Annotated in this window: 22 protein-coding genes and 1 pseudogene; 9 read left to right on the top strand and 14 right to left on the bottom strand. The window is 65.0% G+C overall.

Annotated elements, in window-relative coordinates; genetic code table 11:
• Positions 1–290: 290 nt before the first annotated feature.
• Entirely contained in the window at positions 291–620 is a 330-nt protein-coding gene (locus ASD67_RS23155) for a hypothetical protein (RefSeq protein WP_156377753.1), read from the bottom strand.
• Here ASD67_RS23155 and ASD67_RS16730 point away from each other — a divergent pair.
• The gene (locus tag ASD67_RS16730) at positions 619–3,897 is read left to right on the top strand and encodes a DUF4179 domain-containing protein (protein ID WP_156377752.1); all 3,279 of its coding nucleotides are present in this window, start codon (positions 619–621) and stop codon (positions 3,895–3,897) included. The two genes, ASD67_RS23155 and ASD67_RS16730, sit on opposite strands and share 2 nt — an antisense overlap.
• A gap of 34 nt (positions 3,898–3,931) precedes the next feature.
• Here ASD67_RS16730 and ASD67_RS16725 read toward each other — a convergent pair whose 3' ends face one another.
• From ASD67_RS16725 to ASD67_RS16700, 6 genes are read right to left on the bottom strand one after another with little or no spacing between them, the layout of a single operon-like run.
• The gene (locus tag ASD67_RS16725; RefSeq protein ID WP_056349759.1) at positions 3,932–4,318 is read right to left on the bottom strand and encodes a DUF1801 domain-containing protein; all 387 of its coding nucleotides are present in this window, start codon (positions 4,316–4,318) and stop codon (positions 3,932–3,934) included.
• On the bottom strand, positions 4,315–4,752 hold the full coding sequence (locus tag ASD67_RS16720; protein ID WP_056349758.1) for a DUF1801 domain-containing protein: 438 nt from the start codon (positions 4,750–4,752) through the stop codon (positions 4,315–4,317). Before ASD67_RS16720 ends, ASD67_RS16725 begins: the two co-directional genes overlap by 4 nt.
• A 3-nt stretch (positions 4,753–4,755) precedes the next feature.
• Positions 4,756–4,965: a hypothetical protein gene (locus ASD67_RS16715; RefSeq protein WP_056349756.1), complete on the bottom strand. Its 210-nt coding sequence runs from the start codon at positions 4,963–4,965 to the stop codon at positions 4,756–4,758.
• 11 nt (positions 4,966–4,976) lie between these two features.
• Positions 4,977–5,402: an SRPBCC family protein gene (locus tag ASD67_RS16710; RefSeq protein WP_056349754.1), complete on the bottom strand. Its 426-nt coding sequence runs from the start codon at positions 5,400–5,402 to the stop codon at positions 4,977–4,979.
• Positions 5,399–5,722, bottom strand: a complete 324-nt coding sequence (locus tag ASD67_RS16705; RefSeq protein ID WP_056349753.1) for an ArsR/SmtB family transcription factor — start codon at positions 5,720–5,722, stop codon at positions 5,399–5,401. Before ASD67_RS16705 ends, ASD67_RS16710 begins: the two co-directional genes overlap by 4 nt.
• 57 nt (positions 5,723–5,779) lie before the next feature.
• Positions 5,780–6,451: a TetR/AcrR family transcriptional regulator gene (locus tag ASD67_RS16700; protein ID WP_082545118.1), complete on the bottom strand. Its 672-nt coding sequence runs from the start codon at positions 6,449–6,451 to the stop codon at positions 5,780–5,782.
• Between the two features lie 95 nt (positions 6,452–6,546).
• Here ASD67_RS16700 and ASD67_RS16695 point away from each other — a divergent pair, with 95 nt between their 5' ends.
• Positions 6,547–7,698 (top strand): acyl-CoA dehydrogenase family protein, encoded by a 1,152-nt coding sequence (locus ASD67_RS16695; protein WP_056349749.1) that lies wholly within the window; start codon positions 6,547–6,549, stop codon positions 7,696–7,698.
• Between the two features lie 9 nt (positions 7,699–7,707).
• Here ASD67_RS16695 and ASD67_RS16690 read toward each other — a convergent pair whose 3' ends face one another.
• Positions 7,708–9,810 carry a TonB-dependent receptor plug domain-containing protein gene (locus ASD67_RS16690; RefSeq protein WP_056352049.1) on the bottom strand — a complete coding sequence of 701 codons (2,103 nt, stop codon included), beginning with the start codon at positions 9,808–9,810 and terminating at the stop codon, positions 7,708–7,710.
• A 372-nt stretch (positions 9,811–10,182) separates the two neighbouring features.
• On the opposite strand from ASD67_RS16690, the gene ASD67_RS16685 reads away from it, so the two are divergent.
• From ASD67_RS16685 to ASD67_RS16675, 3 genes are all read left to right on the top strand, one after another.
• Positions 10,183–10,389, top strand: coding sequence for a cold-shock protein (locus ASD67_RS16685; RefSeq protein ID WP_056349747.1), 207 nt, complete (start codon positions 10,183–10,185; stop codon positions 10,387–10,389).
• 2 nt (positions 10,390–10,391) lie between these two features.
• The gene (gene infA, locus ASD67_RS16680) at positions 10,392–10,649 is read left to right on the top strand and encodes a translation initiation factor IF-1 (RefSeq protein ID WP_056349745.1); all 258 of its coding nucleotides are present in this window, start codon (positions 10,392–10,394) and stop codon (positions 10,647–10,649) included.
• 253 nt (positions 10,650–10,902) lie between these two features.
• Entirely contained in the window at positions 10,903–11,097 is a 195-nt protein-coding gene (locus tag ASD67_RS16675) for a hypothetical protein (RefSeq protein ID WP_056349743.1), read from the top strand.
• Here ASD67_RS16675 and ASD67_RS16670 read toward each other — a convergent pair.
• Together ASD67_RS16670 and ASD67_RS16665 are read right to left on the bottom strand one after the other, a co-directional pair.
• Positions 11,094–12,356: an RNA polymerase sigma factor gene (locus tag ASD67_RS16670; RefSeq protein ID WP_056349741.1), complete on the bottom strand. Its 1,263-nt coding sequence runs from the start codon at positions 12,354–12,356 to the stop codon at positions 11,094–11,096. The two genes, ASD67_RS16675 and ASD67_RS16670, sit on opposite strands and share 4 nt — an antisense overlap.
• A 125-nt stretch (positions 12,357–12,481) precedes the next feature.
• Positions 12,482–12,841: pseudogene (locus tag ASD67_RS16665) on the bottom strand (YciI family protein); the annotation flags it as partial.
• Positions 12,842–13,007: 166 nt separating this feature from the next.
• On the opposite strand from ASD67_RS16665, the gene ASD67_RS16660 reads away from it, so the two are divergent.
• The 4 genes from ASD67_RS16660 (at position 13,008) to ASD67_RS16645 (ending at position 18,186) form a co-directional block, all read left to right on the top strand.
• Positions 13,008–14,132, top strand: coding sequence for a GGDEF domain-containing protein (locus ASD67_RS16660; protein ID WP_056349739.1), 1,125 nt, complete (start codon positions 13,008–13,010; stop codon positions 14,130–14,132).
• Positions 14,133–14,199: 67 nt separating this feature from the next.
• Positions 14,200–15,777, top strand: coding sequence for a bifunctional GNAT family N-acetyltransferase/carbon-nitrogen hydrolase family protein (locus ASD67_RS16655; protein ID WP_056349737.1), 1,578 nt, complete (start codon positions 14,200–14,202; stop codon positions 15,775–15,777).
• 4 nt (positions 15,778–15,781) lie between these two features.
• Entirely contained in the window at positions 15,782–17,005 is a 1,224-nt protein-coding gene (locus tag ASD67_RS16650) for a threonine synthase (protein ID WP_056349735.1), read from the top strand.
• Between the two features lie 209 nt (positions 17,006–17,214).
• A complete protein-coding gene (locus ASD67_RS16645; RefSeq protein ID WP_056349733.1) occupies positions 17,215–18,186 on the top strand; it encodes an NAD(P)H-dependent flavin oxidoreductase in 972 nt (323 codons plus the stop codon).
• 22 nt (positions 18,187–18,208) lie between these two features.
• Here the strand turns inward: ASD67_RS16645 and ASD67_RS23150 are convergent, their stop codons facing one another.
• From ASD67_RS23150 to ASD67_RS16625, 4 genes are all read right to left on the bottom strand, one after another.
• Positions 18,209–18,937: a hypothetical protein gene (locus ASD67_RS23150; RefSeq protein WP_156377751.1), complete on the bottom strand. Its 729-nt coding sequence runs from the start codon at positions 18,935–18,937 to the stop codon at positions 18,209–18,211.
• Positions 18,938–18,993: 56 nt separating this feature from the next.
• Positions 18,994–19,494, bottom strand: a complete 501-nt coding sequence (locus ASD67_RS16635) for an AHH domain-containing protein (protein WP_082545116.1) — start codon at positions 19,492–19,494, stop codon at positions 18,994–18,996.
• Positions 19,494–20,252 (bottom strand): hypothetical protein, encoded by a 759-nt coding sequence (locus ASD67_RS16630; RefSeq protein ID WP_156377750.1) that lies wholly within the window; start codon positions 20,250–20,252, stop codon positions 19,494–19,496. Before ASD67_RS16630 ends, ASD67_RS16635 begins: the two co-directional genes overlap by 1 nt.
• 135 nt (positions 20,253–20,387) lie before the next feature.
• Entirely contained in the window at positions 20,388–22,349 is a 1,962-nt protein-coding gene (locus ASD67_RS16625) for a potassium transporter Kup (RefSeq protein WP_082545115.1), read from the bottom strand.
• Positions 22,350–22,355: the final 6 nt, after the last annotated feature.

Genomic DNA, 22,355 nt, shown 5'->3' with positions numbered 1-22,355 from the left:
GGGGCAAAACCTTCGTGGGGGGATCGAAGGGGCGGCATGCGCGACGGGTCGCACGCACCACCGGGCGGACAGGATCAAACGGCTATGGCATCTCCATTGGGGGCCGGTCGCGGCGCGCGCAGGCGCGGCGATGCCCTTGAAAATCTATGCTATTCCATCGCCGTAAAAGGGAAGCATTCTATGCTTCATCGACGGGTGGCCCCTCCGGATCGACCAACGACCGGCATCGGTCGGGTGTGGGCTGTCGTTTCCGGATCGGGAGCATGGGGCATTTTCTCTGGTTCTCTGGTTCAGGCGGCGGGAGGAACCGCGCTGGCCGACGACTTGTCGCGCTGCCATGGCGTCACCGCAAGGATGTTACGGTGTAATCTCCGCGACATGACGATTTCGTCCGCCCGTGTCGGTGCGGGCGTCGCCCCCTCGCCCGGATCGACACCACGACAAAAATCGCCGCAGACCGACAAACTGCACAATTTGACGAAACAAATATCCATGTCCGGCATAGTTTTTTCGGGAAATATTTCGTATTGGGATAGTGTGAAAACACGAGTCGCCTGACTGGGGGAAGGGCTTATGAAACTCTGGTTTGCTCTAATCATCATCTCCGCATCTTTTTCCATGATGCATTTTATCATCGCACCCGCCCTGGAAAAGAGCTGGAAGACCAGCGGGAATATCGGAAAATTCGCCAAATTGGGGACGATCGCCGCGACGAAGACGCTCGCCGACTTCCTGAAAATTGCGCTGATCGTCTTTGGCATTGCCTTCCTGATCTTGACGATCTTGTCGTTGATAGCCCCCGTTTTCGGCGCCGGACTGCTCGATGCCAGCTACGGATTTGTCGCCTGGCTCCACGCTCTCACCGAACCGGTACGCAGCTTCCTCGGCGGCGCGATCTTCTGGATCGCCTTGCTGGGACTATTCTGGTGGGCATGGCGGATGAAGAAAGGCGATCTGACCAAAACGCTCGAAACCGAGCGGCGGCGACAGATCGACTTTCTGCTGGCGGAAAATGCGACGCTAGCGGACCTGCCGCCGACCGCGGACATGGACAAGCTGGCACAGAATATCGCGACCTGTGACATGCTCGCCGCCGACCTCGCCGGCACCCCGGATGCGGGCGCGCAATCCAAGTTGAAGCAACTCCTCGAATTGCGCGACGCGTTGGTTTCACAATATGCCTTTCTCGATGTCGATCGCCGGATCGACCTGTCCGACGTGTCGATCGCCGACCCCGCGCCGGCAAAAGAGGGTTTCTGGTCCCGGTTGCGCCTCGGGCTTTTCAGCAAGGGCATGCAGAAAAGCCTCTCGGCGTCGGACAAGTTACTGAGACGCGGCGGCATCGCGGCCGCCTGCCTCCTCGTCATCGGGGTCGGCTCGCCCGTGCTCGCCAATGCCGGGCTTGTCCCTACGCTCGGTTCGATCAACGACATTCAAGTCTATCGATCGCAGCAAGCGGCTCAGGATAGCCTCAAAAAGATCGCCAGGGCCGCGGTGCAGGAGCCGGCCGATGCCTTGCCGGCCGCCAGTTCACCGGTACCGAATTATCGTCTGGCGGCCGAGCAGTTCGCCCGCGCCCTTATCGCCTCGTCCGACTGGCGTTCGTCGGTGGCGCGGGCTCAGCCGGACCTTGCGGCGACCACGGCGCGACGGGTGGACCTGCTGGTCGAAGAAGTCGCGATCCGCGACAATATCTTGCGCCAATTCTCGTCCAATGCGGCCGAGCGCGCGATCCCGATCCGGGGGGTCGGCTTTGCCGAAGCCGACGCCATGCCCGAAAGCGCGCGCCGACAATATGGCGAGTTTCGCGATTTTGTCGCTCGCAACGCGGTCGCGCCGCAGGGCAGCCCGCTCGTCGACCGTATCGGGCAGTGGATGCGGGCGAAGGCGGGGGCGTCGCCCGCCTTTCGCGAGCGGCTTGCGGCCGGAATGGCGTCTTTTCGACAGCCCGCGACGCTCGGCGACATGTTCGGGACCGTACTGGAGGAAACGCTGTCATCCTCGCTCGACGCAGCGCTGCCCGATCCCGCCGACCGTGCGCTCTTCGCGGGTCAAGCGGACGACGCGGCGCGCAAGGGCTTGCAGGACCCCGCATCGCGCATGGTGCAGGTCAAATTGACCGAGTTTCTGGCCGATATCGAATCGGGCCGTGGCTACGCCGATGCGATGGCGCGCGTTCAGGCCCGTGGAAACGTCCCCGCTCTGTTCACGCAGGCCGACGCCGTGCGCGCGCGCGCCGCGGTGGTCGATGGTGATCTCAACATGGCACGCGTGGCCGCCACCGCAGATGATCTTCACCCCAGTCTGGAGAAGAGGAATTCACCGAAAGCCACGACGCGTGTCGAACGTGCCGTGTCGCAACTGCGTCCGGTCGTCAGCGGCGGCGACGACCTGCGGCGGGCGATTGAAGGCTCGGCCGGTTCCTATGAGGATCTCTTTCCCGGACGCGCACAGGCACATGCCGAATCACCGCTTGGGCGCGCGCTTGCGCGAATTTACGGCTCGACGACCGAACTTCCTGCCGCGGTCGCCGAGGCTGCCAGTGGCGGTTTTGGCGGCGGTGGCGGTGGCGGTGGCGGCGGAAGCGCGGCGTCAGGCGACCGCCCCGGCAACACGCGCATGGCATCGCGCAGCTTCACCAGGCTGCGCGGTTCAGTCCGCGTTGGCGGGGTCCTGATCGGTGCCGATCCGACCGCCGGCGCGCCCCTCGACGTTCGTGACATCGGCTGGCGTGTCGACGGCGCCACGCTCGCCCTGACGCTCAAACTCGCGGACCGGACAATCGATGTCGGGCGCTTCGACGGCGAGACGGTCCAGCAGGCGCTCGCCTATGCCGCCGACGAACGCCCGACGACGGTGACCATGACCTCGGGGCCGCTGATGCCAAAAATCCTCCGCGTTCACCTGCATCCAAGCCTCGTCGATACCGAACTCGGTTGCCACATGATCGAACTCGATCGCTTCGTCGACACCGCCACCGGCGACTGGTCCGAACGGTCGCTCTGGTCGAATATGGTGAACACCCAGTTGGCCGTCTACAACGCCGCCGCCGGCGACCGCGGCGCACTCGGCATGTTCGAGGGGGCCGAAACGCAGTTGTTCGCGGCGGCGATAAACGATGCTTTTCCTGATAGTTGGCGGCAATCCGACGCCGCCCAATCGGTGTTCGCACACGCCCCCCAGCGCTTCGACATGGACCTCGTGGGCCAGATGAAACAATGTCGACCGAAGGCCGCCGACGGACGCGATGCGTATATGGGCTCCGTCGCTGAAAGCTTCACGACGAAGCCGCCGCAGCCTTTTGCGATTTGGAGCGGCGTCCGCGAAGCCACCTATCCGTTGACCGTCGCCGGTCTGACGCCGACCCAGGCGTCAGCCGACGGCGATCCCGTGCTGCGTTTCATGCTCCAGGTCGCCTTCGAGAACGAGGTCGAGTGCGAAGACGGCGACTGCCCGGAAGCTGGCGGAGTGCCTTGGGAGTTTCCCGTCATTGCCAAGGGGGTCGGCGACCGCACCATGGCCTTCGCCCAAGGCAACCCCGTGGCGGCGCGGATTCTCGGCAAGGCCGAACAATTCACCGCCTTGCAGCGACTGTTTCGCGCCGCGCTCTCCGGAGCGCTCGGCCCGAATTTCCCCCGTCACAAATTGATCGCACTGATGCGCGACGCCGCAAAGGCCGACCCGATCGATCGCGTGCCGACGCCAGACTGGAATCAGTCACGCGAAAGCGCGACGATGCTGCTGGCGTTGCTCAAAGCGGAACCCCGCCGGCCCCCCGATGAAAGCGCCCTTGCCGATACGCAGATCGATTTCGTCGGCAGCGTCCTCGAACCCGCCAGCGGCGAACGCTTTTCGGGGACCGAAACGTGCCGCGGCGGCGCCCTCGCCTTGCGTTAGCCGAGCACCCGTTCGCGGTCGGCACCCCGGCTGGTCAGCGCGTCGCCGGGCCCGCGTTGAGCGCTGCCGCCGCCGCGAACAGCGCCTTCAGCCCCGCCTCGTCGATCGGATCGCCCGCGCCGAAATCGATCGCGCGGCGAGCGTTGCCATCCAGGCTCGCGTTGAACAGTCCCTTCGGATCACTCAGCGCCGCGCCTTTGGCAAAGGTCAGCTTGACCTTGTCCTTATATGTCTCGCCGGTGCACACGATCTTGCCGCCCGCATACCAGGTCGGCACCCCGCGCCATTTCCATTCCTCGACCAGGTCGGGGATTGCCGCCTTGATCAGCGCCCTAACCTTCGCCAGCACCTCGCCGCGCCAGTCGCCGAGTTCGGCGATGCGCGCGTCGATCAACTCCGCCGGGGTTTTATCTGGGGTCATCCTGCCTTGTCCTTCGCATGCGAAATCCAGCCGGGTAGCGCCGCCGCCTGGCGGATCCAGCTCACCAACAACGCCTCGTCGATCGCCTCATCCTCATGGATATGGAAATAGCGCGCATCGGGGTCCTTCGAGCCGACTGGCGGCACCGGGTCGAGTTTCTGGCCGCGAAACCAGGTCAGCTTGATGTAGCGGTTGAAGCAATGAAAGCACAGGAACCACCCCTGCCCCGGCACCCCGTAAAAGGGCGAGTTCCAGCGCACCGCTTTCTCGACCCCCGGCACCGTCCGTTCGATCAGCGCGTCGAGATTCTTCCCCGCCACGCTTTTCCACCCCGGCATCGCGGCGATATAGGCCTGCACCGGCGCATCGCCGTCGCCCTTAGCGATCTGCGGATTGCCGCCCGACAGCAGCACGACCTCCTTCTTGCCCGCCATGGCTCAGCCTTTCACCCGCCCCCGTGCGGCATATGGCAAGGCAAAAAGATACAGCCCGCTTGCCAGCATCAGGAACAAGGGCGGCAGCGGCAAATAGACGAGCCACATCGGCGGCGCTCCCATCGCCATCACGGCGAAATTGGCTATCACGGTCAGCGTGAACAGGATCGACAGCCAGCGATGGCCCTGCCGCATAAATTGGCTGAAATTCATGAGCCGCTCCTTCAATCGAGGCGTTCGAGCAATTGCTCGAGCTTGCCGAAAAATTGCTGCCACCCCATGCGTGCGCCGCCGAACGCCTGCTTCTGCTCGGGTCGGAAACCGGTCTGCTCCATACGCAGCAAGGTGCCCTTGCCGACCGGGGTCAGCGTGAAGGTCACCACGCTTTCGAGGTTGAACGCTGCATCGGCACTGGCGTGATTCCAAGTGTAGGAGAGCGTCTCGCCCGGCTCGACCTCGAGCACCTCGCAATCGAGCACCCCGCCCCACTCGCCGCGCAACTGAAAGCGGTGGCCGACGTCGGGTAGGAAATCATTGGCCATCAGCCATTCGGCGATCAAATGCGGCCGGGTCAGCGCGCGCCACAATTTTTCAGGCGGATGCGCGATCTCGCGCTCGACCAGGACGGTGCGAATGTCGCTTGTGCTCATTGATCCATCCTCGCCAGCAAATCTTCCAGCTTGTCGAACCGGCTCTCCCAGAAACCCGCCATCCGGCTCGTCCAGTCGACCAGCGGGGCCAGCGCGCTGCGCCGCGCGCTATAATGGGTCAGCCGCCCCTCGGGCCGATCAACGACCAGCCCCGCGGCTTTCAGCACTGCCAGATGCTTCGACACTGCGGGCTGCGACACCCCGGCCAGCGCGGTCAGCGCCATCACGGTCTGCTCGCCGTCGCGGCACAACCGCTCGAACAGCGCGCGCCGGGTCGGATCGGCGAGGGTCTTGAACAGAATATTCTGGCGATCGGGCATGAAACGGATAACTCACTGGCTATGGGCCTATTCCATAACCAATGAGTTATGAATAAGTCAAGCGCCGCGTGACGCGCCATCGACCAGCAAGCCGCGCACGATCAGCTCGGCGGCCTCCATCGCATGGTCGAAAGGCGGCGGCGTCCCTTCCCCGCCCGTCGCCTCGACCAGCGGGCGCAAGGCAATCAGCGCCCCCGCGCCATGCGCCAGCAGGGTGAAGGGCACCGCGACCGCGACCGGCCGGAACAGGCCCTGCGCCTGGCCCGCCTCAAGCAGGCTCTGGATCGGCCAGGTCCTGCTGCGGAAGAAACGGTCGGCAATGAAGGCCAGCCGGTCGCCGGGCGTTGCCCCCTCGATGTTCATCAGCTGGATGATCGCGGGCACCTCGGCCAGCCCGACGACGAAGTTGCGGCACGCGAGCCGCATCCGCCCGACGATGTCGTCGTCGCCCGCGCGGTCGTCGGCGAGCGTCGACATATGCGTGTGGAGCCGATCCATGCCATAACCCACCGCCGCCTCCCATAGCGCCCGTTTCGATCCGAATTTGGCGTTGAGCAGCCCGTGGCTGACCCCCAGCGTCCGCGCGACCTCGCGCACCGAGGTGCCGTCATAGCCTCTGTCGGCAAAGGCGGTCAGCGCGGCGTTCAGGCACGCCGCGTCATCGACCGTCATCTCGCCGATCGCCGGTCGCCCGCGCTTGCGCACCCCCTGCTGTCCCGTCCCGTTCATCGCCGCTTCCTAGCATCGAAACGCCGGACTTCAAATTTAATTAGACAGATGGCCATTTAATGCTTAGCCTTCTAATTAATAGAGGGAGAGATTCGATGCCGACCACCAGCGACCAGCTCCGCGAACGCGCCCGCGCGCTCGCACCCGCCATTGCCGCCCGCGCGCCGGACGCCGAGCGGCAACGCAAGCCGCACAACGAAACCATCGCCGCGCTGGTCGAGGCGGAAATCCTCCAGATGCTCGTCCCCGCACGCTGGGGCGCCCCCGAATCCGACCTGCCAACGATGTTCGGGGTGGTCGAGGAGATCAGCGCCGCCTGCGTTTCGACCGGCTGGATCGCCTCCTTCTACATCAACCACAATGTCTATGCCGCGAAGTTCAGCGAGGCCTTGCAACAGGAGATTTTCGGCACGCGCGGCTTCACGCTGATGCCCGGCGCCAATTCGCCGACGATGAACGCGGTGCGCGTCGAGGGCGGCTGGCGCGTCAGCGGTCGCGCCTCATGGGGTTCGGGCGTCATGCACGCCGACTGGGTCTATGTCAGCGGGCTGACCACCGAAGGGCCGCGCGCCTTCGCTCTGCCCGTCGCCGACGTCCGGGTCGACGATGTGTGGCACATGACCGGCATGGCGGGCACGGGCAGCAACGACATCGTGATCGACGATGCCTTCGTCCCCGACCACCGCGTCACCAATGGCGTCGAGTTCCGCGCCGGCCCCACCGCGGGCTCGGCGCTCTACGCCAATCCGCTCTATTCGATGCCGCAACTCCCGCTCGCCTATTGCACCGTCGTCGGCGTCCTCTCGGGTGGCCTGGCCGGCATGATGCGCGCCTACCGCGACATCGTGACCAAGCGCGTGCGCAATTTCAGCGGCTCCGTCGTCAAGGACCAGCAGCACGCGCATGTCGCGCTCGGCGATCTCGAACTGCGCACCATGATCGCACATGATCTCGCGCGCGGCCTGATCGAAAAGGTCGAGTCGATCCTCCACAGCCGCCCCTTCACCCTAGACGACCGCGTCGCGCTCAAGGGCCATCTCGCCTTCGTCTCGCAGCATGTGCGCGACAGCGCCAATGCGATCATGGCCGCCGCCGGGGCGTCGAGCTTCCATGTCGACCAGCCGCTCCAGCGTTTCTGGCGCGACCTCAACACCGTCTGCTCGCACGCCTTCTGGGACTGGGACACCACCCGCGAACTGGTCGGCCGCCAGCAGCTGGGACTGGAGCCGAATCACCCGCTGGTCTGAGCCTATCTCTCAATAGCGCGCGCGCACGCCGAGGAAGAAGCTGCGTCCGGGTTCGGGAAAGCCGTCGGTCAGCGCATAGTTGCGGTCGAACAGGTTGCGCCCGCCGACACCGAGCGTGATCCGGTCGGTGACGTCGAAATCGACGCGCAGCGACGCCGTGACATAGCCTTCGGTCTTGTAATAGACCGGCGCCAGCCCGTTCGCCGACGCCGGGGTCACCGTCGTCCGCCCCGACGCATATTCCAGGCTCGGCACCACCTCCAGCGCCGCGACCGGCTTCCACGCCACATAGGCAAAGCCCTTGTGCGCGGGCACGTCGGTCAATTCGAACGGGCGGATCAGCCCGCCCGGCGGCGGCGTCCCGATGTCGAAGCTGCGGTGAATATAGCTGTAATTGACCCCGGCGCTCAGCGTGCCGCCGAGCCGCAGGTCGACCGCGATCTCGGCGCCATAATAATCCGCCGACCCGATATTCTCGCGCCGGTTGAGGTTCTGCGGCGTCCGCACCGACACCAGGGCATCGTCGATCCAGCTATAGAAGATCGCGCCCGACACGGTCACCGCGCCCATCGCGCTGCTGGCGCCGATCTCGGCATTGGTGGCGCGCTCGGGTTTCAGGTCGGGATTGGCGACGGCGGTCCCGAACTGGCTCGAAAAGCGCTCGAACAAAGTCGGGAAGCGCGCCCGCGACGACAGGCTGGCATGGACCTCGGTGCCATTCTCGCCGCGCCAGTCGATTCGCCCCTGCGCATTCCAAGCGCTGGCGTTGCGCAGCGGGTAGCCGAACAGCCGGTTCGCCCCGGTCGCGCCCGGCGGCAGGCCGAATTCGTCGGCGCGTGCCAGTTCGCGCCAGTCGAAACTGCCGCCGGCGGCAAAGGTCAGCCGCGGCGCCAGCGCCAGCCTGTTCTCGGCGGCGATGCTCCACGTCCGCTCGATGCTGCGCTGGTTGGGCTCGGGGGTGCTCGTCGGCAATCCCGGCCGGCTCGTCTGCGCCTCATTATGTTCGTCGCGGCGATAGTGGAGCGCGAGCGCCAGCCGATCGTCCTCGCCAAAGGTGCGCAGCGACAGTTCGGCCGACCCGCCATAGGCGTTATCGTCATAGGGGCTGTCGAACGCGCGGTTCAGTATCTGCGTCGTCTGCGTGCGATCGTCGAACGACTGCAACAGGTTCGCCAGCCGGTTGTAATAGGCGCGCGTCTTCAACGTCGCCCGGTCGCCGAGCGCGGTGGTCGACAGGAAATAGACGCTTTCGACATTCCATTCGGGCCATTTCCAGTTGCGCAGCGACACATTGCTGGTGTCGGTGATGTGCAGCGGCGCATTCTTTCGCCCCTCCTGCCGCGTGTAACTCAACACATATTCGTCGCTGTCATTGGGCGCAAAGCCGATTTTGGCATTGACGCGCCAGTCGCGCGCCTTCGAAAAATCGCGCGCGCCGCCATCCTCATTGACTGTCGGCGCGAAACCGCCCGGCAGATCCCAATGGTCGGTGATGTTGATCGCGTAGCTTGCCTGCGCATAAAATTTGTCCTGCCGCGTGCCGACAAGCCCGAATCCGGTAAAGCCGCCATAATCGAGGTCGGAATCGAGATTGAGCTGCGCCCGCCCCTCGATCTCCAGCGCCTTGGTCGGCGAGCGCGTCACCAGATTAACCGCGCCGCCCATCGCGCCCGGTCCGTCGAGCACCGAGGCATAGCCTTTCGCGACCTGGATCTCGGCCACGTCAGGAGTCAGGAAGCGCCCATAATCGAGCCGGTTGTCGGCGGGCAGGTAGACGCGGATGCCGTCGATCGACAGCGGCACCTGGAACCGGTCGAACCCGCGCACGAACAACAGCCGCTCGTTGCGCGACCCGCCCGAATTGCTCGCCACCACGCCCGGGATCAGGCTCGCGGCATCGTCGAGCGTGCGGCGGTCGAAGCGATAGATCGCCTCCTGCCCGACGCGGTCGCTCTCGATCGCCGCATCGACGCTGCGATAGCCGGTGACGACGATTTTCCCCAGCTCGAAGGCGCTGTCGTCAGCGCCGCTTTTGGATGGAGCCGGCGCGACGTCCTGCGCCCAGGCGGGCACAGCGATCAGGCAGGCGGCACTGAGAAGAATCCGGCGCATCATATCCCCTTTATGCGGTCGCAGGCGGTTGTTGGCGCCGCGAATCTATATATCGCGGTATATAGGTCGTCGGACGGGAGCAAGCCGGAAACGCGGCGATCGCCATCGCCTGCGCGCAGACGCTGCACGTACCGCACCCCTCTTAACCACCGCCCGCCAACCGCCACCTTGCGACCTGACAAAGGATCGCTGGCAGCGAACGCGGTCCAAAACCTTGACTTTTTGCAGCACGCCTGCCATATCGGCTCCGCTAACGTCGCCTGCGACGGAAAATAGATGCCCCCTCGGGGTGGATACTTCCCTTCACTCGCTACCAGCCCTGCCGGTGCATTTGCCGGTGGGTTATTTATGTTTTCGTGAAAGGAAACTCCCATGCCGACCGGCACCGTCAAATTCTTCAACACCGACAAGGGCTATGGCTTCATCTCGAATGAAGATGGTTCGGGCGACGCGTTCGTCCACATCACCGCCGTCGAGCGTTCGGGTCTCGCGACCCTGAACAAGGACCAGCGCATCACCTATGAGCTGGAAACCGACAACCGCGGCAAGACCTCGGCCGTGAATCTTCAGTCGGCCTGATTTTGGCCAAAGAAGAAATCATCACCTTCGATGGTGTGATCGACGAAATCCTGCCCGACGCCCGTTTCGGCGTCATGCTTGAAAATGGTCATCGCATCATCGCCTATACCGCCGGCCGGATGCGACGCTTTCGCATCCGGTCGGTCGTCGGCGATGCCGTGAAGATCGAAATGACTCCCTATGACCTCAGCAAGGGGCGCCTCGTCTATCGCGAGCGCGGACCCGGAGGTCCCGGCGGCGGCGCACAACGACGCCGCTGATTTCCCCAAAAAATGACCTGAATATCACGTCAACGACAACAGAAACTACGAGAGACTATGTTTAATCATTCCAATGCCTTTCCGCATGTCGCGGTTCTTTCTTCGCCCAAGGCCCCGCAGCGGGCCCAGGCATCGCGTCGCTCGCCGACGCTCTCGCGCAGCGAGTTGCGACGGCTGATCGCCGACATGATCGACTGATCGACATACACCCCGGCGGCGGCCCTCCCGGCCGTCGCACAAGGAGAAAACGGCCGTGTCCACCACCAGCGACTTCTATCTGGCCCAGGCCGACAAATGCGCCAGCGACGCGGCCGCCACCTCGCTCACCCAGGTCCGCGACCGCAATCTGCGCGCCGAGGCCGCGTGGCGCTCGATGGCCGAAAAAATCCTCCTGACCGAACAGACCCGCGCCCGCCGTGACGCGGCGAAGGACGAAGCGGCCGCCTAATCGGCGCACGCCGCGGCGCGTGCCTGCAGCCATTCGCGCTCGCGCGCATTGCCCGACAGGGCCGCGGCATCTTCGAACGCCGCCCTCGCCTCGCTCCACCGCCCCGCGCGAAACAGGAAATCGCCGCGCGCCGCCGGCAAGGGCGCGTAATTGCGCAGTGCCGCCGTGCCGGCGATCGCGTCGACCAGCCGCAACCCCGCCTCGGGCCCGAACGCCATGCTGTGTGCCACCGCGCGGTTGAGCTCGACGACGGGCGACGGCATCACCGTGCCCAGCCGGTCATAGAGCAACGCGATCCGTGCCCAATCGGTATCCTCGGCCCGCCGCGCCCGCGCATGACAGGCCGCCAGCGCCGCCTGCAGCGCATAGGGTCCATCGGCGCCGCCGAGCGCCTCGACCTTCGCCAGCGCCGTAAGTCCGCGGTGGATCAGCAACTGGTCCCAGCGCGCGCGATTCTGCTCGTTCAACGGGACGAAAAGCCCGTCGGGCCCTGAGCGCGCCGCCAACCGCGACGCCTGGATTTCCATCAGCGCGAGCAGGGCCAGCACCTCGGGTTCCGTCGGCATCAGCCCGGCCAATATCCGTCCAAGCCGCTGCGCCTCGGCGCACAGCGGTGGGCGCACCAGCGCCTCCCCCACGGTCGCGGCATACCCTTCGTTGAAGATCAGATAGATCACCTCGAGCACCGAGCCGAGCCGGACTTCCAGTTCGGCACCGCGCGGCACTTCGAACGCCACCCCGGCCCTGGCGATCGCCTTTTTCGCCCGCGTGATCCGCGCCGCGATCGTGGCCTCGTTCGACAGGAAGGCGCGCGCGATCTCCCCGACCGTCAGCCCGCCGACCAACCGCAAGGTCAGCGCCGCCCGCGCTTCGGGCGCGATCACCGGATGGCACGCCGCAAAGATCAGCCCGAGCAGTTCGTCGCCGAGCGGATCGTCGATCGCCGCTTCGACCGCGTCGATGCTCATGTCGCCTTCCCTGTCCAGGTCGCGGGCGATTTCGGCATGTTTGCGCTCCCGCATCGCAGCGCGGCGCATCGCGTCGATCGCGCGCCGCTTCGCCGCCGCCATCAGCCAGGCGCCCGGCCGATCGGGCACGCCCGATTTCGGCCATTCGGTCAGCGCGATCAGCAGCGCGTCCTGCGCCAGTTCCTCGGCGCGGTCGACGTCGCGCGTCATCCGCGCCAGCCCCGCGATCAGACGTGCCCGCTCGATACGGAACACCGCCGCGATCGCCCGATGGGTTTCGTCCTGCGCCATGCCCGCCTTCTCGGCCAGACGTTCCGGGGAGGCAAGCATGGCGGCAGGGCGCGTTATTCGCCCGCCATCCGGTCGCGCAATTTCTGTTCCTGTTCGATGATCTCGGGGGTCAGCACCTCGCCGAAATCCTCCATTTCATAGAAGGGCCGGATTTCGAGCTCGCTGGGCCCCGGCATCGGGTTCGGACAGCGCTTGGCCCAGGCGATCGCCTCGTCCATGTCCTTGACCTCCCAGACCCAGTAACCCGCGACCAGTTCGCGCGTCTCGGCGAACGGCCCATCGATCACGCTGCGGTTCGGCCCGTCAAAGGCGATCCGCTTGCCCGCCGACGAAGGCTTCAGCCCGTCGCCGTCGACCATTACGCCGGCGTTGACCAGTTCCTCGTTGAACTTGCCCATCGCCTCGAACATCGCGGTCATCTCGGGCGTCGGGTCGATACCCCGCTCGCTATCCTCGGTCGCTTTCACGAACACCATCACACGCATTTTCCGTCTCCTTTTCGCCGGGGCCGGCATGGCCTCCTGCCTAGACGACGAACGGGCGGTTGCGGAATCGACAGGTCACGAATTTTTTTCGTCATGCCGCTATACCAAAGAGCGTTATATGGTGAACCGCGCTTAATCATCTTCACGCGCCGCCGTTAATCGTCGCATGACCACAATTGCACCTTCTTCAGGCGAGCCGGTAGGGCGGCTCCTCGGATGGCTCGGGCTTCGCTCCCCCCGGAACGGCGAATCCCAACCGGCGGCCGAGCCGGGGGGTGTACGCGACCTTGCCCGCCTCACGCGGCGCGACCTTGTCGAGGCGATCGGCACTTTCCTGATCGACAATGATCTCGACGTCACCCCGGCAAACCTGATCCTCGCGCATAGTGCCTTTTCGGGCAAGAACCCGCGCCTCGCCCGCCAGATCACCGCACGTACCGGCAACGGCGGGCTCACGCAGATATGGCTCGACGAACTGACCGACGAAGTCGCCGACACTTCGGCGCAAGCCGAACTCGAACGGCTGATGGCGCGGCTGGAAACCAATCTCGACGCCTTCCAGGCGCAGAGCAAGACGGCACACAAGCAAGCCGTGGATTATGGCAGTGAACTCGAACAGCATGTGAGCGATCTCGAACAGCTGCAGAAGACAGGCCAGATCGTATCGAACCTCGCCGACCTCGCCAAGACGATGCTCGAACGCACCCGCAAGGCCGAGGACGATATGCGCAAGAGCGAAGAGGAAGCCAAATTGCTCCGCCGCAGCCTCGAACGCGCCAAGCGCGATGCCGAGATCGACTATCTCACCGGCCTGCCCAACCGCCGCGCCTTCGAGGAACTGCTCGAAGTCCAGTATCGCGAAGCGCAGATGGCGATGGAGCCGCTCAGCGTCGCCTTTTGCGACATCGACAATTTCAAGGCGATCAACGACGCCCACGGCCATGAGGCCGGCGACCGGGTGCTCAAGACGATTGCCGACACGCTGTCGCAAATCAGCGACGACCAGTGCCATGTCGCGCGCCACGGCGGCGAGGAATTCGTCATGCTGTTCCGTGGCAAGAATCCGGCCGCGGCCGCCGAACGGCTCGACCAGGCCCGCGAGCATCTCGCGGCGCGGCGCCTGATCAATCGCAAGACCGACGAACCCTTCGGTCAGATCACCTTCTCGGGTGGAGTCGCCGACATCTTCGGCTTCGGCGACGCGCGCGCGGCGCTCAAGGCGGCCGACGACGCGCTCTACCTCGCCAAGCAGAACGGGCGGAACCGCATCGAGATTGCCGCATCGGGCTAAGGCGTAGTGAACCAATCCCCGCGCCGCCCGTTGGACAGCCTGCCCTCCCCTTCTATATGCAGGCTCCATGGACTCCACCAAAGCCAAGCTCGTCATTCGCAACAGTGCTCCCCGTGACGCCGCCGCGATCGCACGCCTGACCGCCAAGGTCTATGGCCGCGGCGAAGGCTATTCGGCGGCGCAGATCCGCGGCCAGATCAACAATTTCCCCGAAGGTCAGTTCGTCGCCGAATATGAAGGCGCGATCGTCGGCCTCTGCGCGACGCTCATCGTGCCGCAGGCGGCGGTGTTCACCGATCATCGCTGGGGCGCGATCAGCGGCGGCGGTTTCGGCACCAGCCACGATCCCGACGGCGACGTGCTTTATGGCATGGAGGTGTGCGTCGACCCCGATTACCGCCGCCTGCGCATCGGCCAGCGCTTCTATCGCAAGCGCCAGGAACTGTGCCAATCCTACGAGCTGAAGGGCATCGCCTTTGGCGGCCGTATGCCGGGTTACGCCCGCCGCCGCCGCAAATATCCCGACCCGCAGGATTATCTCGATGCCGTCATCGAGAAGCAACTGCGCGACCCGGTGATCAATTTCCAGATCGCGCAAGGGTTCGAGCCGCGCTCGGTGCTCCATCATTACGACCGCCGCGACCTCGACAGCGGCGGCCATGCCGTGCTGATGTATTGGGAAAACCCGCTCGAGCCACAGGACGCCGCGAATCCCAAAGCACGTGGCGCGGTCCCCGATCGCCTGCCCGCCTCGGTCCGCGTCGCGACCGTCCAATTCCAGATGCGCGGTATCTCGAAGATCGAGGAGTTCGAGGAACAGGTCGAATATTTCGTCGACGTCGCCGCCGACTACAAGGCCGATTTTGTCGTCTTTCCCGAACTTTACACGCTGGAATTGCTGTCGATCGAAAAGAAGAAGCTCGAACCGCAAGCGGCGATCGAAAAGATCGCTGACTATACCGAACGCTATGTCGCCTTCATGGAAAAGCTCGCGGTCAGCTATAATATCAACATCATCGGCGGATCGCACCCGACCCGCGCCGCCAATGGCGACATCCTCAACATCGCCTATGTCTTCCTGCGCGACGGGTCGGTGCACACCCAGCAGAAACTCCACCCGACCCCGTCCGAGCGCCGGTGGTGGAACATCAAAGGCGGCCACGGTGCCGACGCGATCAACACCGATTGCGGGCCGATCGGGGTGATGATCTGTTACGACAGCGAATTCCCCGAACTCGCGCGCCATCTCGTCAACCAGGGCGCGATGATGCTGTTCGTCCCCTTCTGCACCGACGAGCGCCGCGGCTATCTGCGCGTCCGCTATTGCTGCCACGCGCGGGCGGTCGAAAATCAATGCTATGTCATCACCTCGGGGGTCGTCGGCAATCTGCCGAACGTCGAGAATATGGACATCCATTATGCCGAAAGCGCGATCCTGACCCCGTCGGACTTCGCCTTCGCGCGCGACGGCGTCGCCGCCGACACCGCGCCGAACACCGAGACCATCGCGATCGCCGACCTCAGCCTCGCCGACCTGCTTACCAGCCGCCAGAGCGGCGCGGTGCAGAACCTGCGCGACCGCCGCTTCGACCTCTACCGCGTCGACTGGAAGGACGCCCCGACCCCGGGGATAGGGTCGCGCTGAAGCGATGAACGAGAATATCCACACCGACCGCCCGACATTCGTCACCCATCTCGAATGTTCGCTGACCGGCGAGATTTACCCGGCGGACCAGCTTCACGGCCTGTCCGCCGCGGGCCGGCCGCTGCTCGTCCGCTACGATCTCGACGCCGTCGGCGCCGCGCTGACCCGCGACACGCTGACGGCACGCCCGACCGATATGTGGCGCTGGCGCGAAATGCTCCCGGTTCGTCACACCGAAAATATCGTTTCGCTCGGCGAAATCGAAACCCCGCTCATCCCGATCCCGCGCTCGGGCGGGACCAATGTGCTGGTCAAGGACGAGGGCCGCCTGCCGACCGGATCGTTCAAGGCGCGCGGCCTTGTGATGGCGGTCGCGATGGCGCGCGAACTCGGTGTCACCAAAATCGCGATGCCGACAAACGGTAACGCCGGCGCCGCGCTCGCCGCCTATGCGACGCGCTGCGGGATCGAAACCATCGTCCTCTGTCCCGAGGAGACCCCCGAAATCAACGTCCGCGAGATCGCCGCCCAAGGCGCACGCGTCTGGCGCGTCAACGGTCAGATCGACGATTGCGGCGCGATCGTCGCGCGCGGTGCTGCCGAGGGGCGCTGGTTCGACTTTTCGACGCTGAAAGAACCCTATCGGATCGAGGGCAAAAAGACGATGGGGCTCGAACTCGCCGCGCAGTTCGGCTGGGAATTGCCCGACGCGATCTTCTACCCCACCGGCGGCGGCACCGGCCTCATCGGTATGTGGAAAGCCTTTGACGAACTCGAAGCGCTCGGCTGGATCGGCCCGAAGCGTCCGCGCATGTACGCGGTGCAGGCCTCGGGCTGCGCCCCGATCGTCCGCGCCTATGAGGCGGGCGAGGAGCATGCCGAACGCTGGGAGGATGCCGCGACCGTCGCCGCGGGCATCCGCGTGCCGCGCGCGGTCGGCGATTTCCTGATCCTCCGCGCCGTCCGCGCGTCAGGCGGCGCCGCGCTCGCGGTCGGCGACCCCGCGATCCTAGCCGCCGTCGATGCCGCCGCGCGTCAGGACGGGCTTCTGCTTTGCCCCGAAGGCGGCGCGACGCTCACCGCTTACCATCAGGCGGTCAAGGCCGGCCTCGTCGATCCTGACGAGCGCGTTGTGCTGTTCAACTGCGCCACCGGCCTCAAATATCCGATGCCCGAGGCCCCGCAATGGCTCGACCGGCATGGGGATATCGATCTGTCGGCGCTCTGATTCCAGCACAGACGGTTCCTTTGATCACATCGTCATTGCGAGCGCAGCGAAGCAATCCAGAGTAGCGTATACCACTCTGGATTGCTTCGCTGCGCTCGCAATGACGAGCTCCCTTTTTTGACAATGGCCGGCTCATCGTTCCCCCTTGCCTCGCTTTCCGTTTACGTTAAGGTCAGTTGCAAAGAGCAACCAACCGGAGTGCGTGATTCATGGCCCTTCCCCCGATCTTCGACCGCCTGCGCCTGCCCGTTATCGGTTCGCCCCTGTTCATCGTCTCGGGGCCCGAACTCGTCATCGCGCAGTGCAAGGCGGGGGTCGTCGGCAGTTTCCCGGCGCTCAACGCCCGGCCGCAGGCGCTGCTCGACGAATGGCTGCACCAAATCACCGAGGAACTGGCGGCGTGGGACCGCGACAATCCCGATCGCCTGTCGGCGCCCTATGCGGTCAACCAGATCGTCCATAAATCGAACGACCGGCTCGAAGCCGACATCGCGACCTGCGCCAAGTGGAAGGTGCCGATCACCATCACCTCACTGGGCGCGCGCGAGGAACTCAATCAGGCGGTGCATGGTTGGGGCGGCATCACCCTCCACGACGTCATCGACGACCGTTTCGCGCGCAAGGCGGTCGAAAAGGGCGCCGACGGCCTGATCCCCGTCGCCGCGGGCGCGGGCGGCCACGCCGGCGTCCAGTCGCCCTTCGCGCTGGTCCAGGAAATCCGCGAATGGTTCGACGGCCCTGTCGCGCTGTCGGGCGCGATCGGCCACGGCCGCTCGATCCTCGCCGCGCAGGCGTGCGGCGCCGACCTCGCCTATATCGGCAGCGCCTTCATCGCGACCGCCGAAGCCAATGCCGATCCGGGCTACAAGAACGGCATCGTCGAGGGCCGCGCCGCCGACATCGTCTATTCGAACCTGTTCACCGGGGTGCACGGCAATTATCTGCGCGGCTCGATCGTCGCCTCGGGTATGGACCCCGACAATTTGCCCGAAGGCGACCTCAAGACGATGAACTTCGGATCGGGCGGCAACACCAAGGTCAAGGCGTGGAAGGACATCTGGGGTTCGGGCCAGGGCATCAGCCCGGTACGCGGCGTGCTGCCCGTGGCCGACTTCGTCGCCCAGCTCGAAGACCAATATCTCAGTGCGCGCCGCGAGTTGGAGGCGAAAGTTCGGCTTTAAAGGCAGACCGGCGCCTCAATGCCTAAAAGTGATCCTGTGCCCATTTGAGGCTTTCGGGATAGAAGCGCTCGAGCACCTCCCGGCATTCGCTGACGACGTAGCGGACGGCCTCGACGGACAGTTCGGTCTTCCACGCATCGGCATCGCCCGAACGATAATGGGATTCGTCATCGATTTCGCCGGCGCTCCTGCCGATGGAGAGTTTTTCGAAGGTGAAGTTCGCCTGGTCCGGCCACTTCAGCGGCCCCGATGCTTCCCCCAGCGCCGCGCGCAAAAAGTCGGTAAATTTGTCGAAGCCATCTTCGATGCGCAGGGTTTTGATCGCGGGATCGTCGTAATTCCAGTTTCGTATCGCATATAAGGGTCCGGCCGTTTCCGGATAAAATTCCTCACTGTTACAGAAGGTCGCGGTCATCAGCATGCCGTGCGGTTTGTCGACGCTTTTCAGCATCTCCCTCTGCGCGGCCAGTTGCGGCCATCCATCCAGGCCATGTGTGTGCCTGTGTGAATAATAGGCAGACTGAACGATGTTCAGCGGGTTCCTGACGAGGTGCAGCGCAAAACCCGGAACATGGCCTTTAACCACATCATATTGGGCATTCGACAAGCAGCAGATGCCGTCACCCGTCGGCGGCCGCGTGGATCCCAGATGCGACAGGAACAATGGCTGCCCGCTACCGTCACTCAATTGCCCCAAAAAGGAAACAAGCGCGCTCGACCCACTTTTATGGTGCGTGAAAAAGCTGATCATGCTCCCTCTTTACGGATGTTTGGGAGCAGGCATAGCCCGGCCTCGGCAACCACGTCCTACCCGGCAAACAACCGGTCGATCGCATCGTCGAGATAGGGTCGGTCGGCGAACAACCGCATCGGGTCGCGACGGTTGAGCCAGAAGGTTGTGCCGTGTCGGTCGGTCAGCGACCGCCGGAGCACGTCCTGCAACAACCGCAACCGCATCGCCGCGACGCGCGCTGCCGCGACCGGATCGCGCGCCGCCTGCAACGCATGATATGCGCGCACCTGTTCTACTCGTGCCGCAACGACGTCGCTATACGCGTGGTGCGGCCCGCGGTGCAGTGCGTGTCCCGACACCAGCGCCAGCCGCTCGTTGCCCGGCAGCAACAGCCCGTTGCGATCGAAGCGCTGCAGCGCGAAGCCCGCACTGTGCAATTGCGCAAACATCGCCGCCATCTGCGGTCGCTGTAATAGTACGACGGGGATCAGGTGGTGGCGCTGATATCCCGTTTCGGCGGGCGCGGCGCAGGACCAGCGGCATCGGGGCGGATCGGGCGCAGCGCCCCCGCCCATCACCGATCGAAACTGAACTCGACCAGCACCGCCGCCGGCCCGTCGCGCGCGTCGCCCTGCGGGGTCAGCGCGACCCACTCCCCGGCCTGAAGCCCCGGCGTCTGCTGCGGCTGCACGACCGGCCCGTGGAGCATGATGTCGAGCGTCAGGCGCGCCAGCCGCTTGACCATCGCTGCCATGTCCCACCCCGGCGGAACCGCCGCGTCCAGTTCCTGCCCGGCAAAGGCCGCCAGCCCGCGCGTCGCGACATGCGGGTCCGCGGCGCCGTCGCGGCGGCGAAAGGCGATCAGGTGCAGCACCGGCGGCATGCCGCTCGTCTGCATCTCGGCGATCGCGCCGCGAAACTGCCTTGCGTCGGTCCACAACCGCGCCGGCGACCAGAAGATGTGGTCCGCGTCGAAGGCGTCGATCAGCAGCACGATCATCTGGAACAAGGTGTCGAACTGCGCCGCCGCGATCCCGTCCCGGCGCGCCGACCGCACGATCCAGCTCCCCCCGGCATCGCGCCAATCTGCGGGCAGCGGCGTCCCCAGGCTGCTCGTCGCGACGTCGACCGGATCCGCCAGCGCGAAGTCGTCCGGCGCCGCGCGGTCGATCGTCACGGTCAGCCCTCCCAGCGTCAGTTGCAAAGGCAATCCGCCCGCCCGCGCAGCGTCGGGCCGGAGCCCCATGCGCCGCATCATGCCTTCGAGCGCATCGTCCGCCACCGCTTTCCCGACGATCAACGCAAAAGGCGCGTGCACCTCCGGCCGGGTCATCGGGTCGCGGCGGGTCAATATCATCTCATCACGCTCTGGGGTCCTGACCCGCTGGCCTCGGTTCGCGGCAACATCGCAAGACTGCTCGCCTTGTTCAAACGCTTATTGCGACGATACGTCCGAAACGGAGGCGCGTCAGATCGCGACCTGGCTGCCCAGTTCGACGACGCGGTTGGTCGGCAGGCGAAAATATTCCATCGCGCTTTCCGAATTGCGCAGCATCCACGCAAACAGCCGTTCGCGCCAGATCGGCATGCCCGGCGTGCTCGCCGCGATCAGCGTCTGGCGCGACAGGAAAAAGCTCGTCTCGAGCATCTTGAAATCGCCGCCGCACCCGGTGACGCGGTGCAGCGCCGCGGGCACGTCGACCGGCTGCATGAACCCGTAATGCAGAATCAGCCGGTGGAATCCCTGCCCCAGATCGTCGAGCGTGCAGAATTTCGCCTCGGGGACGAAGGGCACGTCGGCGATCTTGATCGTCAGCAGAATGATCCGCTCGTGCAGCACCTTGTTGTGCTTGAGATTGTGGAGCAGCGCGTGCGGCACCCCGTCGGCGCTCGACGTCATGAACACCGCGGTGCCCGGCACCCGCGTCGCGCTGTTCGCCGCCGACTTGACGAACACCGGGATCGGCATCGCGCCGTCGGCCATTTCCTGCTGCATCAGCTTGCGCCCGCGCGACCAGGTGGTCAGCATCGTGAAGATGATCAGCCCGATCGCCAGCGGCACCCAACCACCGTCGGGCACCTTGATCAAATTCGCGCCGAAATAGGCGATGTCGACGATGAAGAAGACCGCCAGCACCGGCAGCGCCTTCCACGCCGGCCACTTCCACAGCGTGAACAGCACGACGCTCAGCAAACAGGTGTCGATGAACATCGCCCCCGTCACCGCGATGCCATAGGCTGCGGCGAGGTTGCTCGACGATCCGAAGAAGAGGACGAGGATGATGACCATCGTCATCAGGAACCAGTTCACGACCGGGATATAGATCTGCCCCGCCGCCGACGCACTGGTATGCTCGACGCGCAGGCGCGGGATGAAGCCGAGCTGGATCGCCTGCTGGGTCAGCGAGAAGGCGCCCGAGATCACCGCCTGGCTGGCGATGATCGTCGCGAGCAGCGCCAGGATCACCACCGGCACCTGCCACGCCTCGGGCATCATCAGGAAGAAGGGATCCTGGATCAGCCCCAGCCGCTGCCCGACGTCGGCCTCGAGCACCATCGCGCCCTGCCCCATATAGTTGAGCATCAGCGCCGGCAGCACGAAGGCGAGCCAGCTGAGTCCGATCGGCCCGCGCCCGAAATGCCCCATGTCGGCGTAGAGCGCCTCCGCCCCGGTCACCGCAAGCACCACCGCGCCGAGCGCGATGAAGGCGGTAAAGCCGTCGACATAGAAGAAATTCAGCGCATTCAGCGGGTTGAGCGTCGCGATGATGATCGACGGATGGTCGACGATGTGCATCACACCCAGCGTCGCGAGCATCAGGAAATAGCAAAGCATGATCGGCCCGAACAGCATCCCGACCTTTGCCGTCCCACGCGACTGGATCGCGAACAGCCCGATCAGGATCGCGAGCGCGATCGGCACGATATAGGGATCGAAGCCTTGGTTGATATAGCTCAGCCCCTCGGTCGCCGACAGCACCGACATGGCGGGCGTGATCATGCTGTCGCCATAGAAGAGCGCGGTCGCGAACACCCCGAGCAGGATAATCGGCCAGGTCCAGCGCTTCTCGCCCGACGACCGGCTGATCAGCGCAAGCAGCGCCAGGCTGCCCCCCTCGCCCTTGTTGTCGGCCTTCATGATCGTCAGCACATATTTGAAGGTGACGACGAGCATCATCGACCAGAAGACGAGGCTCAGCACGCCATAGATGTGCAATCGGTCGGCATCGATCGAATGATGGCCGGCAAAGGTCTCGCGGAACGCGTAGAGCGGGCTGGTGCCGATGTCGCCGAACACGACGCCGACGGCGCCGACCGCAAGCTTCAGCTTGCCGTCACCGTGATGGCCGTGACCGGGTTGGCCGGTTTCGGCGGCGTCGGGCGCGGCGCCGTCGGCGCCGCCTGCCGCCATGTGCGACTCAGCAGTCATCGGGCG

Source organism: Sphingopyxis sp. Root1497, from assembly GCF_001427085.1.
Taxonomy (GTDB): Bacteria; Pseudomonadota; Alphaproteobacteria; order Sphingomonadales; family Sphingomonadaceae; genus Sphingopyxis.
Note: the sequence above shows the minus strand (reverse complement) of the source record. Positions and strands in the feature narration are given on the sequence as shown.

Excerpts from the sequence above, each read along its gene's own strand:
- ASD67_RS16660 (WP_056349739.1), top strand. The coding sequence starts at position 13,008 with ATGACCACAATTGCACCTTCTTCAGGCGAGCCGGTAGGGCGGCTCCTC.
- ASD67_RS16730 (WP_156377752.1), top strand. The coding sequence starts at position 619 with ATGATGCATTTTATCATCGCACCCGCCCTGGAAAAGAGCTGGAAGACC.
- ASD67_RS16715 (WP_056349756.1), bottom strand. The coding sequence starts at position 4,965 with ATGAATTTCAGCCAATTTATGCGGCAGGGCCATCGCTGGCTGTCGATC.
- ASD67_RS16690 (WP_056352049.1), bottom strand. The coding sequence starts at position 9,810 with ATGCGCCGGATTCTTCTCAGTGCCGCCTGCCTGATCGCTGTGCCCGCC.
- ASD67_RS16695 (WP_056349749.1), top strand. The coding sequence starts at position 6,547 with ATGCCGACCACCAGCGACCAGCTCCGCGAACGCGCCCGCGCGCTCGCA.
- ASD67_RS16685 (WP_056349747.1), top strand. The coding sequence starts at position 10,183 with ATGCCGACCGGCACCGTCAAATTCTTCAACACCGACAAGGGCTATGGC.
- ASD67_RS16655 (WP_056349737.1), top strand. The coding sequence starts at position 14,200 with ATGGACTCCACCAAAGCCAAGCTCGTCATTCGCAACAGTGCTCCCCGT.
- ASD67_RS16720 (WP_056349758.1), bottom strand. The coding sequence starts at position 4,752 with ATGGCGGGCAAGAAGGAGGTCGTGCTGCTGTCGGGCGGCAATCCGCAG.
- ASD67_RS16645 (WP_056349733.1), top strand. The coding sequence starts at position 17,215 with ATGGCCCTTCCCCCGATCTTCGACCGCCTGCGCCTGCCCGTTATCGGT.
- ASD67_RS16670 (WP_056349741.1), bottom strand. The coding sequence starts at position 12,356 with ATGGCGCAGGACGAAACCCATCGGGCGATCGCGGCGGTGTTCCGTATC.
- ASD67_RS16635 (WP_082545116.1), bottom strand. The coding sequence starts at position 19,494 with ATGGGCGGGGGCGCTGCGCCCGATCCGCCCCGATGCCGCTGGTCCTGC.
- ASD67_RS16705 (WP_056349753.1), bottom strand. The coding sequence starts at position 5,722 with ATGCCCGATCGCCAGAATATTCTGTTCAAGACCCTCGCCGATCCGACC.
- ASD67_RS16700 (WP_082545118.1), bottom strand. The coding sequence starts at position 6,451 with ATGAACGGGACGGGACAGCAGGGGGTGCGCAAGCGCGGGCGACCGGCG.
- ASD67_RS16725 (WP_056349759.1), bottom strand. The coding sequence starts at position 4,318 with ATGACCCCAGATAAAACCCCGGCGGAGTTGATCGACGCGCGCATCGCC.
- ASD67_RS16625 (WP_082545115.1), bottom strand. The coding sequence starts at position 22,349 with ATGACTGCTGAGTCGCACATGGCGGCAGGCGGCGCCGACGGCGCCGCG.
- ASD67_RS16710 (WP_056349754.1), bottom strand. The coding sequence starts at position 5,402 with ATGAGCACAAGCGACATTCGCACCGTCCTGGTCGAGCGCGAGATCGCG.
- ASD67_RS16630 (WP_156377750.1), bottom strand. The coding sequence starts at position 20,252 with ATGACCCGGCCGGAGGTGCACGCGCCTTTTGCGTTGATCGTCGGGAAA.
- ASD67_RS23155 (WP_156377753.1), bottom strand. The coding sequence starts at position 620 with ATGGAAAAAGATGCGGAGATGATGATTAGAGCAAACCAGAGTTTCATA.
- ASD67_RS23150 (WP_156377751.1), bottom strand. The coding sequence starts at position 18,937 with ATGATCAGCTTTTTCACGCACCATAAAAGTGGGTCGAGCGCGCTTGTT.
- ASD67_RS16650 (WP_056349735.1), top strand. The coding sequence starts at position 15,782 with ATGAACGAGAATATCCACACCGACCGCCCGACATTCGTCACCCATCTC.